The organism is Desulfosporosinus paludis, assembly GCF_045689965.1.
Taxonomy (GTDB): Bacteria; Bacillota; Desulfitobacteriia; order Desulfitobacteriales; family Desulfitobacteriaceae; genus Desulfosporosinus; species Desulfosporosinus paludis.
On the sequence record NZ_CP144211.1, the window covers coordinates 4,824,944 to 4,846,673 of the forward strand.

Below are 21,730 nucleotides of genomic sequence, written 5' to 3' on the forward strand. Positions count from 1 at the left end.
GATTTAATATTACTTATAGAGAGGGTGGAGGATTTTGGGTGACCAGAAAATTCGTGTGGTTCTATTATTTGGCGGACGTTCGGGAGAACATGAAGTTTCTCTAAATTCAGCACAATCTGTTTTTAAAGCGATCGATCGCAACCGCTATCAAATTGAAACTATCGGTATAAATAAACAGGGGCAATGGCTCTGGGGATTGCAGCCTCAAGATGTCCTTGATAAGGGGTTTCCGGAAACAGACCAGGCTCCTCAGGTAACTCTTGTTGTCGATCCGTCCAATCCGCGTTTTATAGCCTTGGATGGCCGACCACTGCCTGATGACGGTAAGTTCGATGTTATTTTCCCTGTTCTCCACGGGCCCTATGGTGAAGATGGAACGCTGCAGGGACTTTTAGAGATGGCCAATGTACCCTATGTGGGCTCAGGAGTATTGGGTTCTTCGTTGGGGATGGATAAGGATCGCATGAAAGTCGTATTTTTAGAAAAACAACTTCCCTTGGCTCGCTATGTTACTTTTCTTCGTTCGGATTATTTTAAGGAATCAGAGTCCTGTATCGCAGATATTGAAACCAAACTAGGATATCCTTGCTTTGTAAAGCCCGCCAATTTAGGGTCGAGTGTGGGGATCTCTAAGGCACATCACCGCTCAGAATTGATAGAGGCTTTAAATGTTGCCGCAGCGTTTGACCGTAAACTTGTTGTTGAGGAGAATATTACGGGACGGGAAATTGAAGTTGCAGTGTTAGGCAATGATGACCCGAAGGCGTCGTTACCAGGAGAAATCCTGCCCGCAGAGGAATTCTACTCCTACGAGGCCAAATATTCCGACATAGGTTCCAGTTTAAAGATACCGGCACCACTTGACGAATCAGTCGTTAAACAATTACAAGGTATGGCGATTGATGCCTTCCGTGCCGTAGAAGCAAGTGGCCTTAGCCGAGTGGATTTCTTTGTGACCGATGAGAATCAAATTTTCCTGAATGAAATTAATACCTTGCCGGGGTTTACCGAAATTTCTATGTACCCAAAATTGTGGGGTGCTACAGGTATTCATTACTCTAATCTTATTGATCATTTAATTGATCTTGGTATAGAACGTTTCCAAGATAAACAAAACAGTAAAATATCTCGCGATTAAGAATATGGTAACCATGGTACAAAAAAATAAGGGGCTGAAACTATTCCTGAATAGTTTCAGCCCCTTATTTTTCAAAATTAGCACCATAGTTTTACGCCCAAGTGAATAGAATCTAAGTAAGTTATAAGGTGTATATCCTAGTATAAGTTTAATGAAGCGTGCGAAAAACCCCCATAACTTTCCCGAGTATTGAAACATCCTGAGAATAGATGGGTTCCATTGCCGAGTTTTCAGGCTGTAGACGAATGAGTGTTCTTTCTTTAAAGAATCGTTTGACAGTTGCTTCGTCTCCGATCAAAGCAACAACAATCTCCCCATTGCGGGCATCTTGTTGTTGATGGACGATGATTAGATCTCCGTCTAGGATTCCAGCCTCAATCATACTATCTCCCTGAACTCGAAGCATAAAAACGTTATCATCACGGACTAAATCTGCTGGCAATGGAAACGAACCCTCAACGTTTTCAACAGCCAAGATCGGTTGTCCAGCAGTCACGCGGCCGATAATTGGAATATGTACGACTTTCCTCGAATCAAGAGTGTCACTGGAACTATCTAAGATCTCGATAGCCCTGGGTTTTGTGGGATCTCTTCGGATGTATCCTTTATCCTCAAGAGTTTGGAGATGTCCATGAACTGTTGAACTCGACAATAATCCAACGGCTTCGCCGATTTCCCGAACAGACGGAGGATACCCTTTTTTTTGCAGCTCTTGTTTAATAAACTCTAAAATCTTGGATTGACGCTCTGATAAATCTGGGAACATTATTTCACACCCCTATCTTTTCATGATATATTTTACCATTCTCGAAAATAAAGTGCAAACAAATGTTCGCGGGAGAGATAAATAAAGAACTAAAGGCTGAAAGGAGTGATTGATCATGCGAACTAAACGTCAATTGCATTCTTTAAAAGTCCTAGCTCAGATCATTCTCCTTACGTTAGCTGCCTTTGCTTTTTGGGGGCTGCTTCATCGTTTGCCCACCCAGGAGAAGGAGGTCTATCCGTATTTGCTTTCAATTTCTCCAAACCTTGTCCAACAATGCGCTCAAGAAATTCGGGCAAAAAAATCAGTTCCCTGGGAGGATCTATTGGCAATACGCTCAACGCTTACAGAAGAAAATGCTCAACCACTAATAGAACAACTACAGAATAGGATTCCTTTTTCAGATTTGAAATGGGGAGCTCTTTCGGGACAGACTTTGAAGGATTTGCAAAAGCATCGAGAAATATTAATCCGATATCCCATTTTAACGCCCAGCAGGTATAAATTTCCAGTTATCGGAAAAACGTGGTTTGAGGATAGTTTTGGAGCAGATCGAGAAGGCGGCAAACGCAGACATGAAGGTACAGATCTGTTCGGCGCTGAAGGCACACCGATTATCAATTGTTGTGGGGGAATAGTGGAACAATTAGGCTGGAATCGTTTAGGCGGGGAAAGGGTTGGTGTACGTGGTGATGATGGCAACTACTATTATTATGCTCACTTACAAACCATTTCCTCAAAGTTGGTTAAAGGTAAGCGTATCGAAGCAGGAGAGCCGATAGGAAGTATGGGGCATACGGGTGATGCTCTGACTACCCCAGATCATCTTCATTTTGGTATAGAACTTCCTAACGGACAATGGATTGATCCGTACTCTTTCTTGGCTGTATGGCAATATTGGGGCTTGAATCAGGCCGAAAATGGATAAAATAATTCTATAACTAGAGACGAAGACCTTGATGCGGCTCATCAAGCCAAGGATTTTTAAGTCAAAGACTCAGAACGAAGATTTTATGATATGATTGTATTAATCAAGACCAAACAACGTTTTTTATTAAGTTATGATACGAATTAAAATAATTGAGGGATGATGAGCTTGAGAACAATCGGTAAACCATGTATTCTGGAAGAGCGTACTTGTACTAATTGCGGAGAGTGCGAACGATGTGATCTTGATCCGACCAAACAATGCGATAATTGTTGTCGGTGTATTGATGTTCCTGACGGGGATTATGCTGAAATTGGAATTGACGATATCTTATTAAATGATGAGGATCGTCCTTCCGGAAATCGACATAAAGGGCAGAGCTTGAGATATAGGTTTAAACATTAACAAAGAACTTAAACAACAAGATCTCACGAGTTTAACTCGGGAGGTCTTGTTTTACTTAAATGATTTGTCCGGGAGACTTAAGAGTAATCCAAGGCTTTAAAATCCCTAGAGGAAAGTGTCATATCCAAATTATAAAAATTATTATTAAATAAAGAAGGTAATTAAGAAATTGGGACGAATAAGTAATAAATATACGATGTAATTGATATTAGATTTTGATTAACCATTTTAAATTAATTGATATCGTTCTATTGGAATTAAGGATGTGCAATACTATGCAGAAAAAGAAAGCAACTCTTGTCACCGTCGTTACGAGTTTGGGTGTGTTAGTCCTTGGTTTAGCAATTTGGGGAACGATGTTTTTGAGTTATGGGAATATGTCGACCAAAGCTTTGAGCCCAATCCAAGTGTCAGGAGACACCGCGAAAGTACCTGAGGTTATACCTCCAATACAGGATAGTGGAGCTGAGAATCTTGATAGTTCTTCTCCTAACTCGGCAGAGCCCTCCCCCCAACCTGTTCGTTCTTCTACTCCTGAGCAGAGCTCAGCGGCCAAGCCTGATATGAGCGGATCGCTGAGTCAATCTAAACAAGCTGCTCAGCTTGTCGGATCAGCAGCCGATGTTGTCTGGTCTTTACCCACAACAGCCAGCGCTGTGTTTATTACGGTGGACGATGGCTGGTATCCTAGTGATTCTGTGCTGGCGATTATGCGTACGCAGCATGTGCCAATATCTGCTTTTCTAATTGAAAATGCAGTTCAAGGGCACCCCGATTTTTGGCGGGAATTTTTGGCGGCTGGGGGAGATATCGAAAATCACACATTGTCTCACCTGGATCTGACGAAGGCATCCACTCAAGAAGTTGTAAATCAAATCGAGACAGCACAAAAGTATCTATCCTCATTCTCTGCGCCGACGCTCTTCCGACCACCCTACGGTGATTATGATCAAACGGTCTGTCAGGCAGTGTATCAGGCCGGGATAAAGCACGTGATCATGTGGAATGCGACAATGAGCAACAATGTCTTGCAGACCTATAATGGCAAGCCTCTCGAACCGGGGAGTATTATTCTTTTGCATTGGGAGCCTGATTTAAGTTCGGAATTACAGAAGTTGCTTGGTATTTTAAAACAGGAACATTTAGGTCTGGCATCACTTCCTTATGCCTTAAATCATCCAAATAACTTTCCAATCATCTGGCCTTTGCCTGAGGCAGAAGATTAAGCACGCTAAAGAGTATAAGCATTGGCACAGCAAAATAAAACAGCTTGTAAATAATAATTATAATGATATAATAATTATTAAATAGGCTTTAAAACAAAAATGAGCAAATGAATCAGATGGCTCATAGGAAAGGGTGGCGAGAAGATGTTCAAAAGAATTTTAGTACCTACAGATGTTTCGGAGGCTTCTCATCAGGCTTTGATAACAGCACTTCAACTGGCAAAGCAGTTTAACTCTGAAGTGGAGCTTTTCCATGTAATGTACAATCCGGAGGCATATTGGGGTTATGCTGTTTCTTATGGTTTTTATATGTCCCCAGAGCAGTTGGAAGAAGGTGGGGATGCTGCCTTGGAGGCGGCTTTAACGGGGATTAACGTGGGTAACGTATCTGTACTAAAGAAGAAAACTTCGGGGCATCCTGCATCCGAGATTATTGAGGAGAGCAAAAGAGACTTTGATTTAATAGTAATGGGGAGACATGGCCATGGACCGATTATAGACACAGTAATCGGAAGCGTGACTCAGAGGGTTCTGGCCCATGCTCAATGTCCGGTGCTTGTAGTAAAGTAAAAAGCCGTATGAGTACATCGTTAACCATGGCAAGGTTATTGTAACCGACAGAGAAAAGGAGGAAGGAAAATGCTGAGGAAATTTAATTTTGAAATCATGCCCGAGATTAAAGAAAGATGGTCGCCCAGAGCATTCGATAGTCAGGCGATTTCGAGGGATGAGATTATGGCGGTGCTCGAGGCAGCCAGATTCGCTCCATCTTGTTTTAATGAACAGCCATGGCGATTTATCATAGCCGATGAAGAAGAATCTCTGCAAAAAATGCGTGAAGCTTTAACACCATCGAATCAAGAATGGGCCAATAAAGCTCCGGTATTGATTCTAATTGCTTCAAAGAAGACGTTTACATTAAATGGTAAAGGGAATTTCTGGCACATGTTTGATGCTGGCACGGCGTGGGGATATCTCTCGCTGGAGGCTCAAAGACGCGGCTTGATTACTCACGCCATGGGCGGCTTTAATCGAGAAAAAGCGAGAGTGGAATTTCACATACCGGAGGATTACGACATTATTACAGTCATAGCGGTTGGTCATTACGGCCAAAAAGATTGCTTGAGTGGAGAACTGCAAGATCGTGAGCATCCGGAAGACAGAGTGGAACTCAGGGAACTTATAATGGATGAGGGTTTGCATACAAACGAGTAGAAACGTGAATTCAGTTCTTGTTGGATATTTAATGACATTCTAAAACCATGCTAGCACTCCTTTTAGTGTCAGCATGGTTTTTTAAGTCTGAAACTTCATTAAATTGTTTTTTATCGGATAATTCCGAAGGCAGGAAATTGAAGCACGATGTGGAATTGTTGAATATGGAATTTGCGGATAACGTCTAAGAGGAGGAATAGAGCAATGCGAGAAGTGGTCATTACTAGCGCTCAGCGTACCCCTATCGGAGATTTCCTGGGCGCTTTGAGCGATATCTCTGCAGTTGAACTCGGGGTAATCGCTTTGAAAGCAGCTCTTGCAAAAACACAGTTAGCTGTTTCACAAATCGAGGAAGTCGTGGCTGGAAATGTGTTTCAGGCTGGATTAAAGGGGAACCCTGCCAGACAAGTTGCGCTTAAAGCTGGGTGTTCTTTAGAGACTGTGGCAGTTACGATTAACCAGCTTTGCCCTTCGTCTATGCGCGCAACAGAAATACTCGCCCAAGAGATCGCCTTAGGTAAGGTTGATATTGGCGCAGCTGTTGGCATGGAGAGTATGTCAAATGTTCCTTACCTTCTGCCAAAAGCTCGCAGCGGCTACCGTATGGGAAATGCTGAAATGCTTGATTCGATGCTGAATGACGGCTTATTTGATGCATTTTATGATTATCATATGGGTTTAACTGCAGAAAACCTGGCAGAAATGTATAAAGTCTCGCGCGAGGAGCAAGATGAGTTGGCCTTTTTAAGTCATCAGCGGGCAATTGCGGCTATGCAACAAGGGAAATTTACGGATGAAATCGTTCCTGTTGAAGTCAAGACCAAAAAGGGGACTGTGGTCGTTAGCACCGATGAACATCCAAACTCTGCTACAAGTCTTGAATCCTTAAAGAAACTAAAGCCCGTATTTAAGAAAGATGGAACTGTAACCGCCGGTAATGCCTCAGGACTGAACGATGGCGGCTCGGCTTTGATCTTGATGGCTTCAGAAAAGGCCGCAGAACTTGGAATTAAGCCTTTGGCTAAAATTTGCTCGACGGCCTCGGCTGCCGTGGACCCGAAAATCATGGGTATTGGTGTTGTACCTGCAGTGATGAAGGCTTTAAAGTTCGCTCAACTCCAGCGTGAGGATATTGATTATTGGGAATTAAATGAGGCCTTCGCCGCCCAATTTTTGGCTGTAAATCGTGAATTGAAACTGAATATGGATAAAGTTAATGCCAATGGCTCCGGTATTTCTTTAGGTCACCCGGTTGGAGATACAGGGATTCGTTTAATCGTCACTCTTTTACATGAACTTCAGCGCCGTGGGGCACGTTATGGCTGTGCATCACTCTGCGCTGGAGGTGGACCAGCTGCCGCTACGATTGTGGAATTGTTATAAACGAAGCGATTATTCGAACCCATTATTTAGGGATACTATAAATTGAAGAGGTCCATATAGTCGGCCTCAATATTTGTAAGGCTAACGAAAAAGCCCAATAGATTGATTTTTATTAGATCAAACTAATGGGCTTTGTTTAATGCCTCAAAAGTAGAACATTTGTTACATAATTTTACAATATATCTGAAGGTAATCATTGGGTATTCGGCGAAATAGATTTTGGAAATTCCATGAGAGTGATAACAATCAAGAATACTTGATAAAATTTCCAAACTTAGATTAGAGGTGGACTTTACCTATGATTACGAGCATCCTGGAATCTTGTCAAAGGATTAATTTCGAAATTAATTTATTTGGATTACTTAAAGGCCTGTCTATTTTAGTCTTGATAATAGTTGTTGTTTTATTGGAAAAGAAGATCGTCAGTATCGTAAAGAAAGAAAGTATCATAGATGAGCGGGTGAGGGAAACGAGTGCCAGAATAGCGCGTATTGTCTCAGAAATGGAGGAATTCAAGGAGCGTTCAGATGTGGGGGAAGAGAGAATAGAAACAATGCAGCCCCAAACCCAAACACAATCACAAACTTCAGAGGAAACTCCGAATGAACTCGATACAAGCAGCCAAAGAGATTCAGACAAAGTTCCAAAAGTGAAGAAGACACGAGCTATGTCGATGGAGGAAAGGTGGGCTGATTTTGATAAAAAGAGGGCAATACGTAATACCGCCTAAAGTGCCTTCTTAGAAACAAAAGTGATTTGGGATGGTCGGCACAAATTGAAAACACTAAATCTAAAGATAGCATGTGAAAATCTTAATGAAATACTCTACACACACCATTAACGGTCACAGATAGATGAAAGTTAGATCATGAAGGAGGGGGAAATATGCCTCAGGAAAGCTATGATCTAAAATGTAAAGCAAAGGAACAATTAAAAGGTTATTGGCTGCAGGCAATCATTGTATGTTTCCTTACCTGGCTACTTACGATAGCTATTAAAGAAGATGGTCCAGTTTATGCTGTTAGAAATATTTTCTTGAATGGGAGAGTAGCAAATGTGCCTTCAGCAAACCCTTTTAGTAGTGTTAGTGGTTTTATTAAGTTCATTTTGATTGGTCAGATGCATTGGGGCGATTTGCTTAGCTTGATTTTGATAGGTCCATTAACACTTGGAGTATCGGGTTTCTTTCTCAAGTTGATCAGGAATGAAGGCCCCGACATTAAAGATCTGGGAGAGGGATTTAAATCCTTCCTAAAATCTTTTATCCTGAATCTCCTAATTAAGGTTTTTACAACTTTATGGAGTTTACTGCTAATTATCCCAGGAATTATAGCTGGTTTTAGATATTCAATGGCTTACTATATAATGATGGATAACCCCCATTTGAGTGCCTTTGAAGCATTGAAACAAAGTAAAAATATGATGGTTGGGCATAAATTTGAATTATTTGTGTTAGAACTTAGCTTTTTAGGTTGGTTTCTATTAGGCACATTAACATGTGGTTTAGCATTACTGTGGGTCAATCCCTACTATGAGGCTACCAAGGCCAATTTTTACCAAGACTTGAAAGCAAATTCAATCATAGTATAGCTTTAGTCGTAATAAACCTATACACAAACAAAAATTAATAATTGTTTGATTCATAAACTCGGACATCTAACGTGTGGAAATTGTTCACTTAGGATGGACATAGTCTAAATTAATATTTCATACATTAGAAATTGAAGAGGGAGATTATAAAATGGATAACCAATTGGAAGTTTCGGTTGACTTAACGAATCAGAAGGTTCAATTTGCTGGGGTAACAAGAACAAATCCAGCAATTATTATTGACTGCATACCACCTCTAGGAGATGGACAAGGTTATACACCACTTGAATTGCTACTAGTAAGTCTAGCTTCTTGTAGTGGAACTACGATTGTGACGTTGCTTAGAAGGATGAGAAAGAACATCTCTGGGCTTAAGGTTAAGGCAAAAGGTATAAGGCGAGAGCAAAACCCAACTTCATTTCAGAAGATTATTCTTGAATATGTAATAAGTTCTGAGGATGTTCAAAGTTCAGAAGTGGAGAAGGCGATTAAGCTTACCGAAGAAACATATTGTCCTGTATGGACGATGTTGAAGAATAACGTTGAGGTTATTCCAGAATTTCGCATTGTCACTCAATAACGGTTATATATATTTATGAAACCTCAAATTATTAACACTACGAATTATAGCCCTTGTATACTTATTGTGAATGCTGGTGTTATTACATAACGCTCACTATCGGATCCGATGCGGAATAATTTTTGTCCACTTAAAGCGGACAAGTCTCAAAAACTGGTAGTATTTACGGTTTATAAAGCATAGAGAAATGAAGCAATAAAGAGTGGCAGATAACATATTTAATCAGAAACACCGAAATGCCAGAATTTAAAAACACCAAAATCAGCCCATCAAGCCTGATTTTGGTGTTTTTTGAGCAGTGGATGGTCTATCAACTTGCGAACTTCATGCTGTAGCCCAAATAAATGGAATGACAAAGTTTTAATCAATTTCGGACAAGTGGCAGAAAAATTTCATCTACCACTTTCTCTAAGAATCCCTGCGTAATTACATCATGGCTTATAAGCATTTCCGCAAAAGCTTACTCCTCCTCGGGTTATGACCAGCGAAGGGAAAATATTAACCGATCCGGGCTGGACACCTTTATTTCATTCAATTAAAGCCTTAGTTGTTGAAGTGGGTGGTATGATGACTCACGGCTCCGTTATTGCCAGGGAATATGGCATTCCTGCTGTTGTTGGGGTGGAAAATGTTACGAAATTATTATCGAACTAGCACGTCAGGGTGGGGCACACAACATAATCACTTAATGTTGTCCAACAGCTTAATATCCTTTTAGCCGTACCTTTTATAGTTTTAAAAGCAAAGGAATTTAATTTTATATGTCGAAATATTCAAATATATGTTGTGAAGGGAGTCGGGCCTTATGATTTCTAACATTGAAACAAATGATTCTCAGAAAATCTGTGACGCCCACATTCATCTTTTTCCGGATCGCCTCATGAAGGTTATTTTAGACTGGTTCATCCAACAAAAATGGACTATGCCTTATCATCAACAGCCCATTGAAACCCTTATAAAGTATCTTGAAGGTATTGGGGTAACATCAGCGTTTGTTTTAGGGTATGTACATAAAAAGGGTATGGCTTCAGGAATTAACGTATGGCTCAAAGACCTATGCGATAATCATTCCTGGTTACACCCTTTTGCTGCTATTCATCAGGATGATGAGCAAGTAGAGGAAATTCTGAGTCAAGCACTCGATGAATGGAATTTTCCAGGTGTGAAAGTTCATACCTTCGTTCAAAAGGTAGCCGCAAATGATAAGCGGTTGTGGCCTATGTACCGAATGTTAAACGAGAGACAAAAAGGTCTAATCCTCCATACAAGCGCGATGCCCGTAGCAGGCCCCTATACCCGAGTTGAATTACTTGCCGATGTGCTTAGGTCCTTCCCAAATTTAAAGGTAACCATAGCGCACATGGGTCTTCCCAATGACTTCACCCTAGCAATTAAATTGGCTGCTTCATATCCGAATGTTTACCTTGATACTGCTTTTATCTTAGGTAATCCTCGGTTTCCTATCCAAGAAGAATGGCTAAAAGCCATTGAACTTTATTCCGATAAATTTATTTTTGGATCAGACTTTCCGGTCATGGATTACTCCCCCAGTGACGCTATCAAAACCCTGACTAAACTCCCTTTGTCATCAGATGTCAAAACCAAATTGCTATGGGATAATGCCATGAAATTTCTTCAAAATTAACTATCATCTTAACTCTTGCCGCTGACCTCTGACCTGCAAGATAACTTCCAGACACAATAAACAGTAAGGGACTCACTACCTCAATGTTTTCAACCTACGTCCACGGGAACATGTCGCCTGTTTTATTTTACATAATATAGTTTTATAGGTAACAACTATTGTATTTGAGCAGCGCCGTGCTATGGGGAAATTTCATATCACGGCGTGCAGCAGGAGGAAGGTAGAGATAATATCAAAAGCTCATTATTGCTATTCCTTCCTGGTTAAAATGGGTCAAAATCCTCCAAAACGGGTTACGTTATAATATTTGCTACAGAGTTACATTATTTTTTTGTGTGTTTAGAAGGGTTAGTACTATTTGTAACGAACTAATAGTATTTGATAGAACGTATTTGGAGGGTTTACTATGTCAGAGCAGGCTGCACCAAGAGGAGCTTTTATTCAAAGGGATAAAAAAACCTATGCCATTGTCCCACGAACCCCGGTTGGTGTGTTACCCCTGAATTACTAGAAAACATCGCTAATGTAGCAAAAAAATACGAAATCCCCATCATTAAGATTACTTCCGCTCAGAGGATCGCTTTAGTGGGAATGAAACCTGAGATTGTCGAATCTGTATGGGAAGAGTTAGGTACCGGTATTGGGCCTGCAGTTGAAAAATGTGTTCATTATCGTAGGAAAAGCAACTGAACAAGATTTGATTGAGATGGGGTACACCAGCATCGAATCCCTAAAAGGACAAGACCCACAAGTTATGTATGACAAGCATTGTTCAATTAAGGGGTGTCAGGTGGATAGATGTCAATTGTATGTGTTTCGCTGTGCGGTATACTATGCCGAAAATGAAATGCATGAGCCTGAAAAACTTAAATGTGGAGTTAAGTTTATGAAAATAAAGAAGGAAATATTACAATGATTATTGATCTGTCTTCAAACTCGAAAACAATTCCAGCTTGTCCCATTTGTCAGCGGATGGGGCAGAAAGTACGTAAGGAAACAGTCGAACATCAGGTAAACCAAGGCATAAAAGTTTTAGGTGAACAGTTCTTCTTGTGTAGAACTCCCGAATGCAAAGTCGCATACTACTCTCAAGATGAGAAAAAGCCAATCTTTCAAGATCAATTGCATAATAAGATTTGGTTTAAGAAAGTTCCTCCTCCTGTTCCAATTTGTTATTGTGCAAATGTCACAGAAGAAGAAATCTTATATCATGTTGCTGTGGCTAAGTGTTGCTCTACTTTGGAAGATATTAAAAAACATACAGGGGCCAATACTGGATGTGAATGCCTGACTAAAAACCCTGCTGGTGGCTGATGTTCATCTGTTGTGCAATCGGTGATTGCCAAAGGTCTTGCTGAGAGGGATAAATAACTATGCTGTTGAAACTATCCAACATCTCCATACACCACACCTCCAAAGAATTCCCCCGCTTCCCAAAGAAGGCCCCTCGATAATGTTAACAACACCAAGCTGGTTTATATTTCCTGTCATTATCGATACCAAATTACAACACCGGGAGTGTTAGGGTGCTAGGAGGTAGGTGCGTATGTTTAGAATCGAAAATTTTGAACATAGACAAAGAGGGTAGCATCCGGCATTGTGTTCACAGGGTGATTTCAACTTGATAAGGTAAATGAATACTTAAAAAGGAAGCATTATTATGATTAAGCAGATAAAAATTCGTAGAAGTATAAGAAAATATCTGGATAAGCCAGTTGATGATGAATTAATCATGCAATTGCTAGAAAGCGCAAGACTAGCCCCATCTGGTGATAATACACAACCTTGGCATTTCATTATAGTTAAATCGGAACTTAAGAGACAAAAATTAGTTGAAGTGTCTAATAATCAAAAATGGATGCTCACAGCTCCAGTTTTTATTGTTTGTGTAGCAGATATACGGTCTAGAATAACCGACAATGTCCAAATGTCGCTAAATGAAGACAGTCCACAGCTTGAACTTAAACAAATTATCAGAGATACATCTATTGCAATAGAGCATGTTGTACTTGAAGCAAATAATTTAGGCTTAGGTACATGTTGGGTTGCTTGGTTTACCCAAGAAGAAATTAGACCAATTTTAAATATTCCTGCTGACAAATATGTAGTCTGTATTCTTACCCTTGGTTATGCAAGCGAATCTCCAAAAGATCGTCCTAGAAAGAAACTTGAAGAAATGATGCACTATGAAAGTTGGTAGAAGAATAAATACCGCGCCGGGAGCGTTGGAAGCAGTGGGATGAAGGAAAGATGTTAACGTATTAAAAAAAATTTTACGCGATTGATTGATAGGAGAAAATATTATGCTTGGGTTAAAACGAAATACAGTACAACTTCAAAACCATGATCCCGCCTGGAGCCATGAGTATTAAAGGTGTAATTGGACGAATGAAAAAGAATAATTTGCCGAAGGAATGAAGTTTATGCTTTTCAAGAAGTCCTTCGAATAACCCTATGCTGATTAGTTGGCTGGAATCTAGTTACCTCGTTGATACCAAATCACCACGCAGGAGTGTTTGGTGACGGGTGTCAGGGCTTTGTTAATTGCAAGAAGGAGTACTCTCGATGTCAGATGAACTAATAGCTTATTGTGGTCTTTATTGTGGTGCATGCAGCTTTAAAGTTGGTTTTGAGGAAGACAACAAAGAACATATTATGCGTATGCCCTCAAAGTATGATAAATTTAAAAGCCAACCACTTGAATTTTGCCCTGGTTGTCGATTAGAAAACCTATGTGGAGACTGTGATATAAGAGATTGTGCAAGAGGTAAGAAAATCGAATATTGTAGCTTATGCAACGATTTTCCTTGTAAGAAATTGATAGATTTTAGTAGTGATGGAAAGCCACATCATGCCGAATCGATAATAAACCTTATTTTGATAAAAGACATTGGTAAAGAAAAATGGCTAGAAGGGCAAAAACAACAGTGGATTTGTAAAAAGTGTAATTCTAGATTTTCATGGTATCTTAAAAAATGTGAAAGATGTAACGGATGATACCCCAAGAATCGTACTTTGCTGAACTGTGGGTATCCTAACAACCTCAAGCTGAATCCAGCCTCCCCATCGAAACCCAATCACCACGTCGGTTGCGCTCTGCTAAGTTCAAGAAGAACATACGGTTTGAAATAGCCGTCTTGATAAAGCCTAGCCAGCAGTCAAGTACCGACTCTTGCGTGGTGCGGGGGGATTCGGGTGGCGGTGTTAGGCCGCAGGACGTGGACTTTCTTACCGGAAAGCGTTGGGGGATGTTTGGAAGCGGGGAAATGAAAAATGAATATACGACTTTTACTTTTACACTTGGACTATAGTATTTACAGGGAAAAAGAATATTCTAGTGCAAAAAAGCGTTTATTAGTATCATTTATGAAACGCCGGTCGGGGTTGAGGTAACTTTGACCGGCAGTTTTCATTACCTTACGCCTTTTTATTGCAGAGTGTATGAGGTAATAGTTCTTATTGTTTTTCCATTATAGCTAACCGTAAAACCCTGATGCCGCTCTTGATTCAATAGAAAAATAATCAAACCGAATATTTTTAACTCCATTCTTCACGATGAAAAGACCTTCGTAAGTAGCTATGAAACAATTATTAATAATCCAATATATGAAAATACCTTTTTATTGTTTGAAGAAGCATACCCCGGAAAAGGAAATAAACAAAGTTGCAGAGTAAACCAAAAAGAATTGTCAGCCCTAAGAGATTTAGAGACGTGAAGATATTTATCACTAATTTTAGAACTTTTAACGGATTGGTAAACAATATCCAGGAATTTATGTGTTCAAATCTCCCCAGTACCAATCCGAAAGCTACAAGGAAATTAAAAAATACCAACCAAGTACCTCTTCTTTTTTTGAAAACATTGGCCCGGTCTATAACCTTCTCAAATGGAAGAAATGAAAAAACGAACGTTATTATTCCGAACAATTCCAGCAGTATATACTGCACAAGAAGTAGCATGTGACCAGGCAGAGACACAGTATTATTCCATTGATAAATTATATGTCCCAGATCAGTGAATAGATAAGCTGTATTTGGCAAAAAGAGCAGCCATAATAAGCCGAAGACAAATTTTACGACTCTCGATCTGATACGTAAAAAACGCAAAAAGAGGTACGCAAATCCTAGAGAGAGAAGTGCGACGTAACAATTTGAAACTTCGATTTTGATCCATTTAGGCTTTACTACTCCACAAATCAAGAGGAACAACAAGAAAATCACGATTAAAATACCCCACCAGGTCATATACCATACGGGCTTTGAGTTTGCAATTGGCTTGTTCATAATACCACCTTCCTAGAAGCCACACTAAACCACTGAATGAATGTCGGCAGAAAAAGAATCAGGCCAACAACTACCGCTTGCAAGGCAGTTATGAACCATTCCCACCACTAAAGGCAATGCGAACACAACAGATAATTGTTTCTGGACGATGGTCCACGGACTGAACCCCTGACTCGGGATGATATTGAGATACTGCATAACAACTTGTCCTACGGCTGGACTATCTTGATAAAGGAGGGAATAGGGCATTTTGAATTTGGGTTATCTCCTCATTACCTAAATAAAGTGTTAATGATGCTCCTGCAGACTAGATGGTTACTGCACTTAATATAGCAATAATGGCATATCAATTACTCCAAAAGCAATTCGTACTTAGTAGTATACTACTTTTGGCAATCAAGAAAAAATTAAGGTAATTATAGAGCCATCCAGGTACGTCGAGGAACACTTCATGAAACAATTTCAAAAACAGTACCTTGGTTAAAATCAGTCACTTTCATAGAGCCATAAACCCCTAAATATAGTCTGGTTTGATCCAGATTCGTTCCCAAACTAACATAAAAAGCCGATTGAGACCCAAAATTATAATCGGTTTCAATAACATTAAAATCATTTAGTTTACAATCTGTTCTTACCCTGGTATAAGCTAAAACCCCTCTAACGGTCGTTTGGGATTTTTCACGCCGGGCAAAATCGGTAAACACAACGCTTCCCGTTAAATCGGGGATTCCATTCCCCATATATGGCTGGACTCCTGTAAGTGCAGTTCCTCCAAACTTATCGGGTCGGGGATCTTTATGAAAATAACTAATTTGAGGCTGAAGACGCCGCCCTGAAGTTTTTACTGCGTCATTGTAATAAGCAATTGTTTCCTCATGCAAAGTCGGATTTGTAGAGCAGCTCCTTATAATCGAAGCAGGAAATGCACCTTCCCACCCTCGCCAGCCAAAGTTAATAAATCCTTCTTGGTCAGGTTCAGATCTCATTAAAGAAGCATGAATTAGGTGAGTAACCGGTATTGGTTTATAATGAACGAATGAAAAAATCGACTCTACCAGATCCTGTCCGACATTTCCTACATATTTAATATACTGATTAAAGAACCATTGAAATGAAATACCTGGTATATTGCGAACCCCTTTGGCAATTACCGTAAGCGTTTCCTGAATAGGTACGGGAAGTTCATTAAAACGTGTAACTACGGGTGGATTATTGATAAATGTATTCTTAACTACATCAATTTCAATTATTTTACCGGCGATTTCCATATCATTCTGGCTTAAATTAAATGGATCATAGCCTGAGCCACCATCTCCGGTTGTTAAAACTAGTTTTCCTGTTTCAGGTGAAAAGTTTAAGCTGTTGACACCATTATGATTAAAAAACGGTCTTCTTAAATTAAGTAATGCCCGCCTTTTTTGAGGTTGATTCGAGTGGAAAATCCATTCTTCAACTGTATCAATATGATCATATTGAATTTCTCTATTTATCCACTTTAGGTTTAAGGTTCTGGGGTCACATGGGTTAGGCTTAAAAGATTCAGGAGGGGCACCAGGAAGAGCACCTGGACCTTGTGTTCCAGCTACTGAATAATGAAGATAGAAAAGGCCGTTATAATAAAATTCGGGATGAAACGCTAGACCTAGCAATCCCCGTTCATCATATCCACGACCAGAAGCGCCAAGTTTTATAATTTGCGGGCTAATATCTAAAAAAGTCCCTATAACTCCGTTTCCAATGTGAAAGATCTCTCCTGTCTGGGTTGCAATAAATAATCTTTCGATTGATTCACCCGGAAGTATAGCTGTTTTTAAGACTGTCGGTAAATTTATCTTACTAAGTATGGGCCGTAAACGAACTTTAATCAACTAACTTTATACTCCTTCATATTGTTATTTTTCATAAGATATGATTAGAGCTATTCTGTTAGTACTTAATAAGAACCATAACATTTCATTAATAGCAATAGGAGAGATTGTCAGCAGTTCAAAATAAATGTCTCCCCATAACCACATTAAATTGACGACATATTGACGACAATATGGGGCAATTGGCTGAAAGAGTCCGTCGGCTTTTCCCAGAACCGGGCTGGAAAATTGATGCGCCTCTACGAGGAGTTTGGGAGTCTACAGTCCGCTTTAGGCGACGCCGGAGCCTTGGGCCGGGAACTGCCGAACTTGAGTTATACCCACGCCCTCATTCTCTTGGGGGTGCCGGAAGAAGACCGGGCGCAATTCATCAGCGACATAGATATTGAAGGAATGACAACCCGTGAGCTGGAGCAGGCGGTTAATGACCTGAAACAATCCAAACAGGAGAAGGAAGGTCTCCAGAAAGCCCTGGCTGAGGAAAAAGAGAATAACATCCGGCTGGCCCAGGAGCGGGACAACCTGAAAAAGGAAACCAACGATTTGCGGAAGTCCAAGCAAGAACTGCAGCAGGATGTTGAGAAAAAGGCCATGGAAAATAAGAAGCTAGCGGAAAATTCAAATTTGAAGAGCTACCAAAGGGTGAGCAATGAGCTGGCGGCTGCCCAGATCAAGTTGCTCACCGCTAAAATCGCTTTTTGCTACGAGAGCTTGGATAAAGTGTTCAAAGAACTGACTTATGAGATGGATTTGCTGGCAAAGGTTGATTCCCAGGTGCATGGGGAGTATAAGAAGATGCTGAATGGTTTTTTGATTAAGGCTATGGAGGCGAGGATGGGGGGTAGAAAGGGGGGGGGTGAATAGCGTTCGAAGAATGGGCCGGGCTGGGCATGAGTGGAGAGGGGTCAGGACCAGCAGAGGAAACAGGCGCAGGAATCCGCTGAGTTTGGGGTATCAACAGTTCAGGAGAGCCGGAGCACACAAGAGAGTGTTGGAGCGATTGCTGGAATTGGGGCCGGATCAGATTATCTATGTTTCCTGTGATCCTGGGGCATTGGCACGGGATCTGGGGATTCTGCAGAGCGGGGGATACTGGTGGCTGAGGTGCAGCCGGTAGATATGTTTCCGTGGTCGGTGCACATAGAGACGGTAGTTCTCCTCAATAGAAAACAAACCACAAGATGATGTGTAAACCCAGTCATACCAACACTATATGTTGTGGTAGCGATGAAAATGGATATGTTTCCGTGGACTTAAGGGGTAGAGTGGGGAGACATGTTTTTAATGCTGGGCTTTTCAGCTTCTATGGGTAATTTAAAACATTGCTTTTTACGATGTAATTTCTATTTCGAACCCTAATTGTTAAAGATCTAATCCGAACCGGATAAAATGTACCCCCATAGAATTTGAGGTTCAATCGAAAAAAAGCAATTAAGATTAACGACCAGTCCTGGGAAAAAATTTCTCAGGGCTTTTCTGTTTTATTGTTTATGAATATTGGCCAAACAGTCACTAATAGTTATCTCTTAAATAGATAAACCAACCAATGGTAAGCTAGGAGGTAATTAGAAATTTCACTAAGTTGGAATGAGATAACGACTCGGGCCTTGAGTTTTTCTAGAAAATGGCGTAATACAAGCGGAGAAGCTTCAGAATCTCAAAGCTTTTTAAATGATTTTTTTAATGTTTTTGGTATTGACCGCAAGCGGGTTGCTACCTTCGAAACAAAAGTTCCGATGGGAAGACATAGAAACGGCTATATTGACCTTCTTTGGCAAGGTGTAATCCTCATCGAGATGAAATCGATTGGAAAGAGTCTAGACAAGGCTTTTGGACAGGCAAGAGACTACGCTTTTCACCTAGAGGATGAAGAACTTCCGGAATACATAATGGTCTGTAACTTTTTAAACATTAGACTCTACCGTCTGTTTACAGGACAGCAGTGGGAGTTCAAAACTGCACATTTACATAAAAACGTTAAGTTGTTCTCCGATTTGGCCGGATACAAAACTTTTGCCCAACTGCCTACCGACAACAAAGAAGTTGACATCAAAGCGGCTGAAAAAATGGCAAAACTGCATGATATTTTAAAATCGCACGGCTATGAAGGGCACCAGCTTGAGGTTTACTTGGTACGGTTGTTATTCTGCATGTTTGCCGATGATACCGGCATTTTTGAAAAGAAAATATTCTACGAATATATCTTAAAAACAAAATCAGATGGATCGAATCTATCATCCCGTATGGCCCGGTTATTTGAAGTATTGGACACACCACCGGAACAGAGAATCAAACAGACAATGCTCTCAGATGAATTAAAGCGTTTTGCCTATATCAATGGTAAGCTCTTTTCTGAACACCTACCTTTTGCCGATTTTAATTCTAAAATGCGCAAGATCCTACTTGAATGCAGCAGTCTCAATTGGGGTTATATTTCTCCGGCCATATTTGGAGCGATGTTTCAAGGGGTTATGAATACTCAGGAAAGAAGGGAATTTGGAGCCCATTACACAAGCGAAGAAAACATTCTTAAAGTAATTAAACCTTTATTCTTAGACGATCTATGGGCTGAATTTGAACGGATTAAGGGCAACAGTACGCAATTGGAGCAATTTCATAACAAATTAGGGAAACTTAAATTTTTAGATCCGGCCTGTGGCTGCGGTAATTTCTTAATCGTTACTTATAGAGAACTCCGCCGGATTGAGCTAGAAGTGCTGAAAATGCGGGTAGATGTAGGCCAGCAGATGATTATTGATATTCCGTCATATTGCAAAATTAACGTAAACCAGTTTTATGGCATTGAGTATGAAGAATTTCCTTGCCAGATCGCCCAGGTCGGCATGTGGCTGATTGACCACCAGATGAACACTTTGATTGCTGAATACTTTGGCCTTTATTTTGCTCGCCTACCATTAATCAATTCAGCCACAATAATTAACGGTAATGCTTTAACCGTTGATTGGGTAAATATTGTCCCGAGATATGATTTGAATTTTATTTTAGGAAATCCACCTTTTGTTGGTTATTCAAACCAATCAGAAGAGCAAAAACGGGATATTACCAATGTTTTCGTGAATTATCAGGGCAAACCAATTAAAAACTCAGGAAAAATTGATTATGTGACAGGGTGGTATTATAAAGCCGCCAGATATATTCAAAACACAAGCATTCGGGTAGCATTTGTTTCAACAAATTCTATCGTGCAGGGTGAGCAGGTTACACCAATCTGGGAAACTCTCATGAATATGTTTAGGATTGTAATTAATTTCGCCTACCGTACTTTCGTATGGAGCAATGAAGCAAAAGGTAAAGCAGCAGTTCATTGTGTTATAATTGGTTTTTCGTTATACAACACTGGGAAGAAAGTTATTCTAGATGGGGATAAAAAGGAAATAGTAGAAAATATTAACCCTTATCTAATAAATGCACCCAATGTTTTTATTGAGAGTAGAACAAAGCCAATATGTAATGTTCCCGAGATGGTTTACGGTAATAAGCCAGCTGATGGTGGTCATCTCATCATTGAAGCAGACGAATACGAAGATTTTGTTAGAAACGAACCTGAAAGTAAAAAGTATATTAAGCAAATAATGGGTGCTGTAGAATTTATTAATAATCTGCCTAGATGGTGTTTATGGTTAGTTAATGCCGAACCTGCAGAAATTAAGAAAATGCCGTTGGTTCTAGAACGAATAGAATTAGTTCGTAAATTTCGTTTATCTAGCCCGAAGAAAGCTACACAAATGTGTGCTTTAACTCCCTCGCTTTTTATGGAAATAAGACAACCAAATAGTAATTACATAATTATACCTAGACATTCCTCGGAGAAACGAGCTTATGTTCCAATAGGCTTTGTTGATAAAGAAATCATTGTAAATGATGCAGTACATATATTACCAAATGCAACACTTTATCATTTCGGTATTCTCACATCTAAGATCCACATGATTTGGGTCAAAACTGTCTGCGGAAGGATTAAGAGCGATTTTCGTTATTCAAAGGATATTGTGTATAATAACTTTCCTTGGCCAGATCCCACAGAAAAGCAAAAAGTTGATATTGAAAAAGCGGCCTCAGAGATCCTTAATGCTAGATCATTATATCCAAACAGTTCTCTGGCAGATTTATATGACCCCTTAACTATGCCAAGCGACCTGATTAAGGCGCACAATAATTTGGATAGAGCTGTAGTGGCTGCTTATGAGGGCAAAGGATTTAAAAAAGAAGAGGAAAGAGTAGCTGATTTGATGGAAAGATATCTGCAATTAGTCAGTAAAAAGTGAAATGATTTAATCAGTTCAATACAAACAACAAATCATCATGCTGATCAAGTAGATTAGTGGTCCTATTTTTAGATTTTGGTAATGCTCGCATTTTTCATATTTATTTCTGAGTTTTGCTTGCAAACTAAACTTCAAAAATTTAAAGCAATACAAAATAAAGTAGACCTTGCTTCTGAATGGGGCTTACGCAGTATGGGTGAATAATTCTTATTGGAGAGGTGGCTCGAACAAACAATGCTGTAACGGTGACTCATGTATTTTTCCGTGGACGCAGCACATTGAAACATTCGTCGTGATAGAGCGGAAGTAGCTTGGTATCAGTGGTTTTCAGGGTATTGGGATAATCCTAGGTGTGCTTTATGTTCCCGTGGATGTAAGAAAACAATACTTTTTAGACCACAGGGGGTACACTTTAC

General features: G+C 40.1%; 21 protein-coding genes and 2 pseudogenes. 20 read left to right on the plus strand and 3 right to left on the minus strand.

What is annotated here, in order from left to right; translation table 11 throughout:
* Positions 1–34 precede the first annotated feature (34 nt).
* Positions 35–1,138, plus strand: coding sequence for a D-alanine--D-alanine ligase (locus VZF35_RS23960; protein WP_407308915.1), 1,104 nt, complete (start codon positions 35–37; stop codon positions 1,136–1,138).
* A gap of 148 nt (positions 1,139–1,286) precedes the next feature.
* Here VZF35_RS23960 and lexA read toward each other — a convergent pair whose 3' ends face one another.
* The gene (lexA, locus tag VZF35_RS23965) at positions 1,287–1,904 is read right to left on the minus strand and encodes a transcriptional repressor LexA (RefSeq protein WP_407308916.1); all 618 of its coding nucleotides are present in this window, start codon (positions 1,902–1,904) and stop codon (positions 1,287–1,289) included.
* A gap of 115 nt (positions 1,905–2,019) precedes the next feature.
* On the opposite strand from lexA, the gene VZF35_RS23970 reads away from it, so the two are divergent.
* The 16 genes and pseudogenes from VZF35_RS23970 (at position 2,020) to VZF35_RS24045 (ending at position 13,873) form a co-directional block, all read left to right on the plus strand.
* On the plus strand, positions 2,020–2,832 hold the full coding sequence (locus VZF35_RS23970; RefSeq protein WP_407308917.1) for a M23 family metallopeptidase: 813 nt from the start codon (positions 2,020–2,022) through the stop codon (positions 2,830–2,832).
* 168 nt (positions 2,833–3,000) lie between these two features.
* Positions 3,001–3,237 carry a hypothetical protein gene (locus tag VZF35_RS23975; protein ID WP_407308918.1) on the plus strand — a complete coding sequence of 79 codons (237 nt, stop codon included), beginning with the start codon at positions 3,001–3,003 and terminating at the stop codon, positions 3,235–3,237.
* A gap of 275 nt (positions 3,238–3,512) precedes the next feature.
* The gene (locus VZF35_RS23980) at positions 3,513–4,463 is read left to right on the plus strand and encodes a polysaccharide deacetylase family protein (RefSeq protein ID WP_407308919.1); all 951 of its coding nucleotides are present in this window, start codon (positions 3,513–3,515) and stop codon (positions 4,461–4,463) included.
* A 144-nt stretch (positions 4,464–4,607) separates the two neighbouring features.
* A complete protein-coding gene (locus VZF35_RS23985) occupies positions 4,608–5,033 on the plus strand; it encodes a universal stress protein (RefSeq protein ID WP_407308920.1) in 426 nt (141 codons plus the stop codon).
* 69 nt (positions 5,034–5,102) lie between these two features.
* A complete protein-coding gene (locus VZF35_RS23990) occupies positions 5,103–5,678 on the plus strand; it encodes a nitroreductase family protein (RefSeq protein WP_407308921.1) in 576 nt (191 codons plus the stop codon).
* A gap of 204 nt (positions 5,679–5,882) precedes the next feature.
* Complete coding sequence (locus VZF35_RS23995; protein ID WP_407308922.1) at positions 5,883–7,061, plus strand: thiolase family protein; 1,179 nt, start codon at positions 5,883–5,885, stop codon at positions 7,059–7,061.
* A 298-nt stretch (positions 7,062–7,359) separates the two neighbouring features.
* A complete protein-coding gene (locus VZF35_RS24000; protein ID WP_407308923.1) occupies positions 7,360–7,791 on the plus strand; it encodes a hypothetical protein in 432 nt (143 codons plus the stop codon).
* A 155-nt stretch (positions 7,792–7,946) separates the two neighbouring features.
* On the plus strand, positions 7,947–8,651 hold the full coding sequence (locus VZF35_RS24005; RefSeq protein ID WP_407308924.1) for a DUF975 family protein: 705 nt from the start codon (positions 7,947–7,949) through the stop codon (positions 8,649–8,651).
* A 151-nt stretch (positions 8,652–8,802) separates the two neighbouring features.
* Entirely contained in the window at positions 8,803–9,231 is a 429-nt protein-coding gene (locus VZF35_RS24010; protein ID WP_407308925.1) for an OsmC family protein, read from the plus strand.
* Positions 9,232–9,684: 453 nt separating this feature from the next.
* Positions 9,685–9,885: pseudogene (locus tag VZF35_RS24015) on the plus strand (PEP-utilizing enzyme); the annotation flags it as partial.
* Between the two features lie 151 nt (positions 9,886–10,036).
* Positions 10,037–10,876 (plus strand): amidohydrolase family protein, encoded by an 840-nt coding sequence (locus VZF35_RS24020; protein ID WP_407308926.1) that lies wholly within the window; start codon positions 10,037–10,039, stop codon positions 10,874–10,876.
* Between the two features lie 543 nt (positions 10,877–11,419).
* On the plus strand, positions 11,420–11,566 hold the full coding sequence (locus VZF35_RS24025; protein WP_407314803.1) for a hypothetical protein: 147 nt from the start codon (positions 11,420–11,422) through the stop codon (positions 11,564–11,566).
* Positions 11,538–11,792: a helix-hairpin-helix domain-containing protein gene (locus VZF35_RS24030; RefSeq protein ID WP_407308927.1), complete on the plus strand. Its 255-nt coding sequence runs from the start codon at positions 11,538–11,540 to the stop codon at positions 11,790–11,792. The genes VZF35_RS24025 and VZF35_RS24030 overlap by 29 nt, the downstream gene beginning before the upstream one ends.
* Entirely contained in the window at positions 11,789–12,190 is a 402-nt protein-coding gene (locus tag VZF35_RS24035; RefSeq protein ID WP_407308928.1) for a (2Fe-2S)-binding protein, read from the plus strand. Before VZF35_RS24030 ends, VZF35_RS24035 begins: the two co-directional genes overlap by 4 nt.
* A gap of 346 nt (positions 12,191–12,536) precedes the next feature.
* Positions 12,537–13,076 (plus strand): nitroreductase family protein, encoded by a 540-nt coding sequence (locus tag VZF35_RS24040; protein WP_407308929.1) that lies wholly within the window; start codon positions 12,537–12,539, stop codon positions 13,074–13,076.
* Between the two features lie 365 nt (positions 13,077–13,441).
* On the plus strand, positions 13,442–13,873 hold the full coding sequence (locus tag VZF35_RS24045) for a DUF3795 domain-containing protein (RefSeq protein WP_407308930.1): 432 nt from the start codon (positions 13,442–13,444) through the stop codon (positions 13,871–13,873).
* A 594-nt stretch (positions 13,874–14,467) separates the two neighbouring features.
* On the opposite strand, the gene VZF35_RS24050 is transcribed toward VZF35_RS24045, so the two are convergent.
* Together VZF35_RS24050 and VZF35_RS24055 are read right to left on the minus strand one after the other, a co-directional pair.
* A complete protein-coding gene (locus tag VZF35_RS24050) occupies positions 14,468–15,160 on the minus strand; it encodes a DUF1361 domain-containing protein (RefSeq protein ID WP_407308931.1) in 693 nt (230 codons plus the stop codon).
* Positions 15,161–15,609: 449 nt separating this feature from the next.
* Positions 15,610–17,028 carry a PQQ-dependent sugar dehydrogenase gene (locus VZF35_RS24055; RefSeq protein ID WP_407308932.1) on the minus strand — a complete coding sequence of 473 codons (1,419 nt, stop codon included), beginning with the start codon at positions 17,026–17,028 and terminating at the stop codon, positions 15,610–15,612.
* A gap of 162 nt (positions 17,029–17,190) precedes the next feature.
* On the opposite strand from VZF35_RS24055, the gene VZF35_RS24060 reads away from it, so the two are divergent.
* The 3 genes and pseudogenes from VZF35_RS24060 (at position 17,191) to VZF35_RS24070 (ending at position 21,314) form a co-directional block, all read left to right on the plus strand.
* Positions 17,191–17,892 carry a DUF3102 domain-containing protein gene (locus tag VZF35_RS24060; RefSeq protein ID WP_407308933.1) on the plus strand — a complete coding sequence of 234 codons (702 nt, stop codon included), beginning with the start codon at positions 17,191–17,193 and terminating at the stop codon, positions 17,890–17,892.
* Positions 17,893–17,995: 103 nt separating this feature from the next.
* Positions 17,996–18,213, plus strand: a pseudogene (locus tag VZF35_RS24065) (23S rRNA (uracil(1939)-C(5))-methyltransferase RlmD); the annotation flags it as partial.
* A 422-nt stretch (positions 18,214–18,635) separates the two neighbouring features.
* Complete coding sequence (locus VZF35_RS24070; RefSeq protein ID WP_407308934.1) at positions 18,636–21,314, plus strand: class I SAM-dependent DNA methyltransferase; 2,679 nt, start codon at positions 18,636–18,638, stop codon at positions 21,312–21,314.
* The last annotated feature ends 416 nt before the right edge of the window (positions 21,315–21,730 follow it).

Excerpts from the sequence above, each read along its gene's own strand:
- VZF35_RS24010 (WP_407308925.1), top strand. The coding sequence starts at position 8,803 with ATGGATAACCAATTGGAAGTTTCGGTTGACTTAACGAATCAGAAGGTT.
- VZF35_RS24005 (WP_407308924.1), top strand. The coding sequence starts at position 7,947 with ATGCCTCAGGAAAGCTATGATCTAAAATGTAAAGCAAAGGAACAATTA.
- lexA (WP_407308916.1), bottom strand. The coding sequence starts at position 1,904 with ATGTTCCCAGATTTATCAGAGCGTCAATCCAAGATTTTAGAGTTTATT.
- VZF35_RS24035 (WP_407308928.1), top strand. The coding sequence starts at position 11,789 with ATGATTATTGATCTGTCTTCAAACTCGAAAACAATTCCAGCTTGTCCC.
- VZF35_RS23985 (WP_407308920.1), top strand. The coding sequence starts at position 4,608 with ATGTTCAAAAGAATTTTAGTACCTACAGATGTTTCGGAGGCTTCTCAT.
- VZF35_RS24020 (WP_407308926.1), top strand. The coding sequence starts at position 10,037 with ATGATTTCTAACATTGAAACAAATGATTCTCAGAAAATCTGTGACGCC.
- VZF35_RS23980 (WP_407308919.1), top strand. The coding sequence starts at position 3,513 with ATGCAGAAAAAGAAAGCAACTCTTGTCACCGTCGTTACGAGTTTGGGT.
- VZF35_RS24000 (WP_407308923.1), top strand. The coding sequence starts at position 7,360 with ATGATTACGAGCATCCTGGAATCTTGTCAAAGGATTAATTTCGAAATT.
- VZF35_RS24045 (WP_407308930.1), top strand. The coding sequence starts at position 13,442 with ATGTCAGATGAACTAATAGCTTATTGTGGTCTTTATTGTGGTGCATGC.
- VZF35_RS23970 (WP_407308917.1), top strand. The coding sequence starts at position 2,020 with ATGCGAACTAAACGTCAATTGCATTCTTTAAAAGTCCTAGCTCAGATC.
- VZF35_RS24040 (WP_407308929.1), top strand. The coding sequence starts at position 12,537 with ATGATTAAGCAGATAAAAATTCGTAGAAGTATAAGAAAATATCTGGAT.
- VZF35_RS23990 (WP_407308921.1), top strand. The coding sequence starts at position 5,103 with ATGCTGAGGAAATTTAATTTTGAAATCATGCCCGAGATTAAAGAAAGA.
- VZF35_RS24050 (WP_407308931.1), bottom strand. The coding sequence starts at position 15,160 with ATGAACAAGCCAATTGCAAACTCAAAGCCCGTATGGTATATGACCTGG.
- VZF35_RS23995 (WP_407308922.1), top strand. The coding sequence starts at position 5,883 with ATGCGAGAAGTGGTCATTACTAGCGCTCAGCGTACCCCTATCGGAGAT.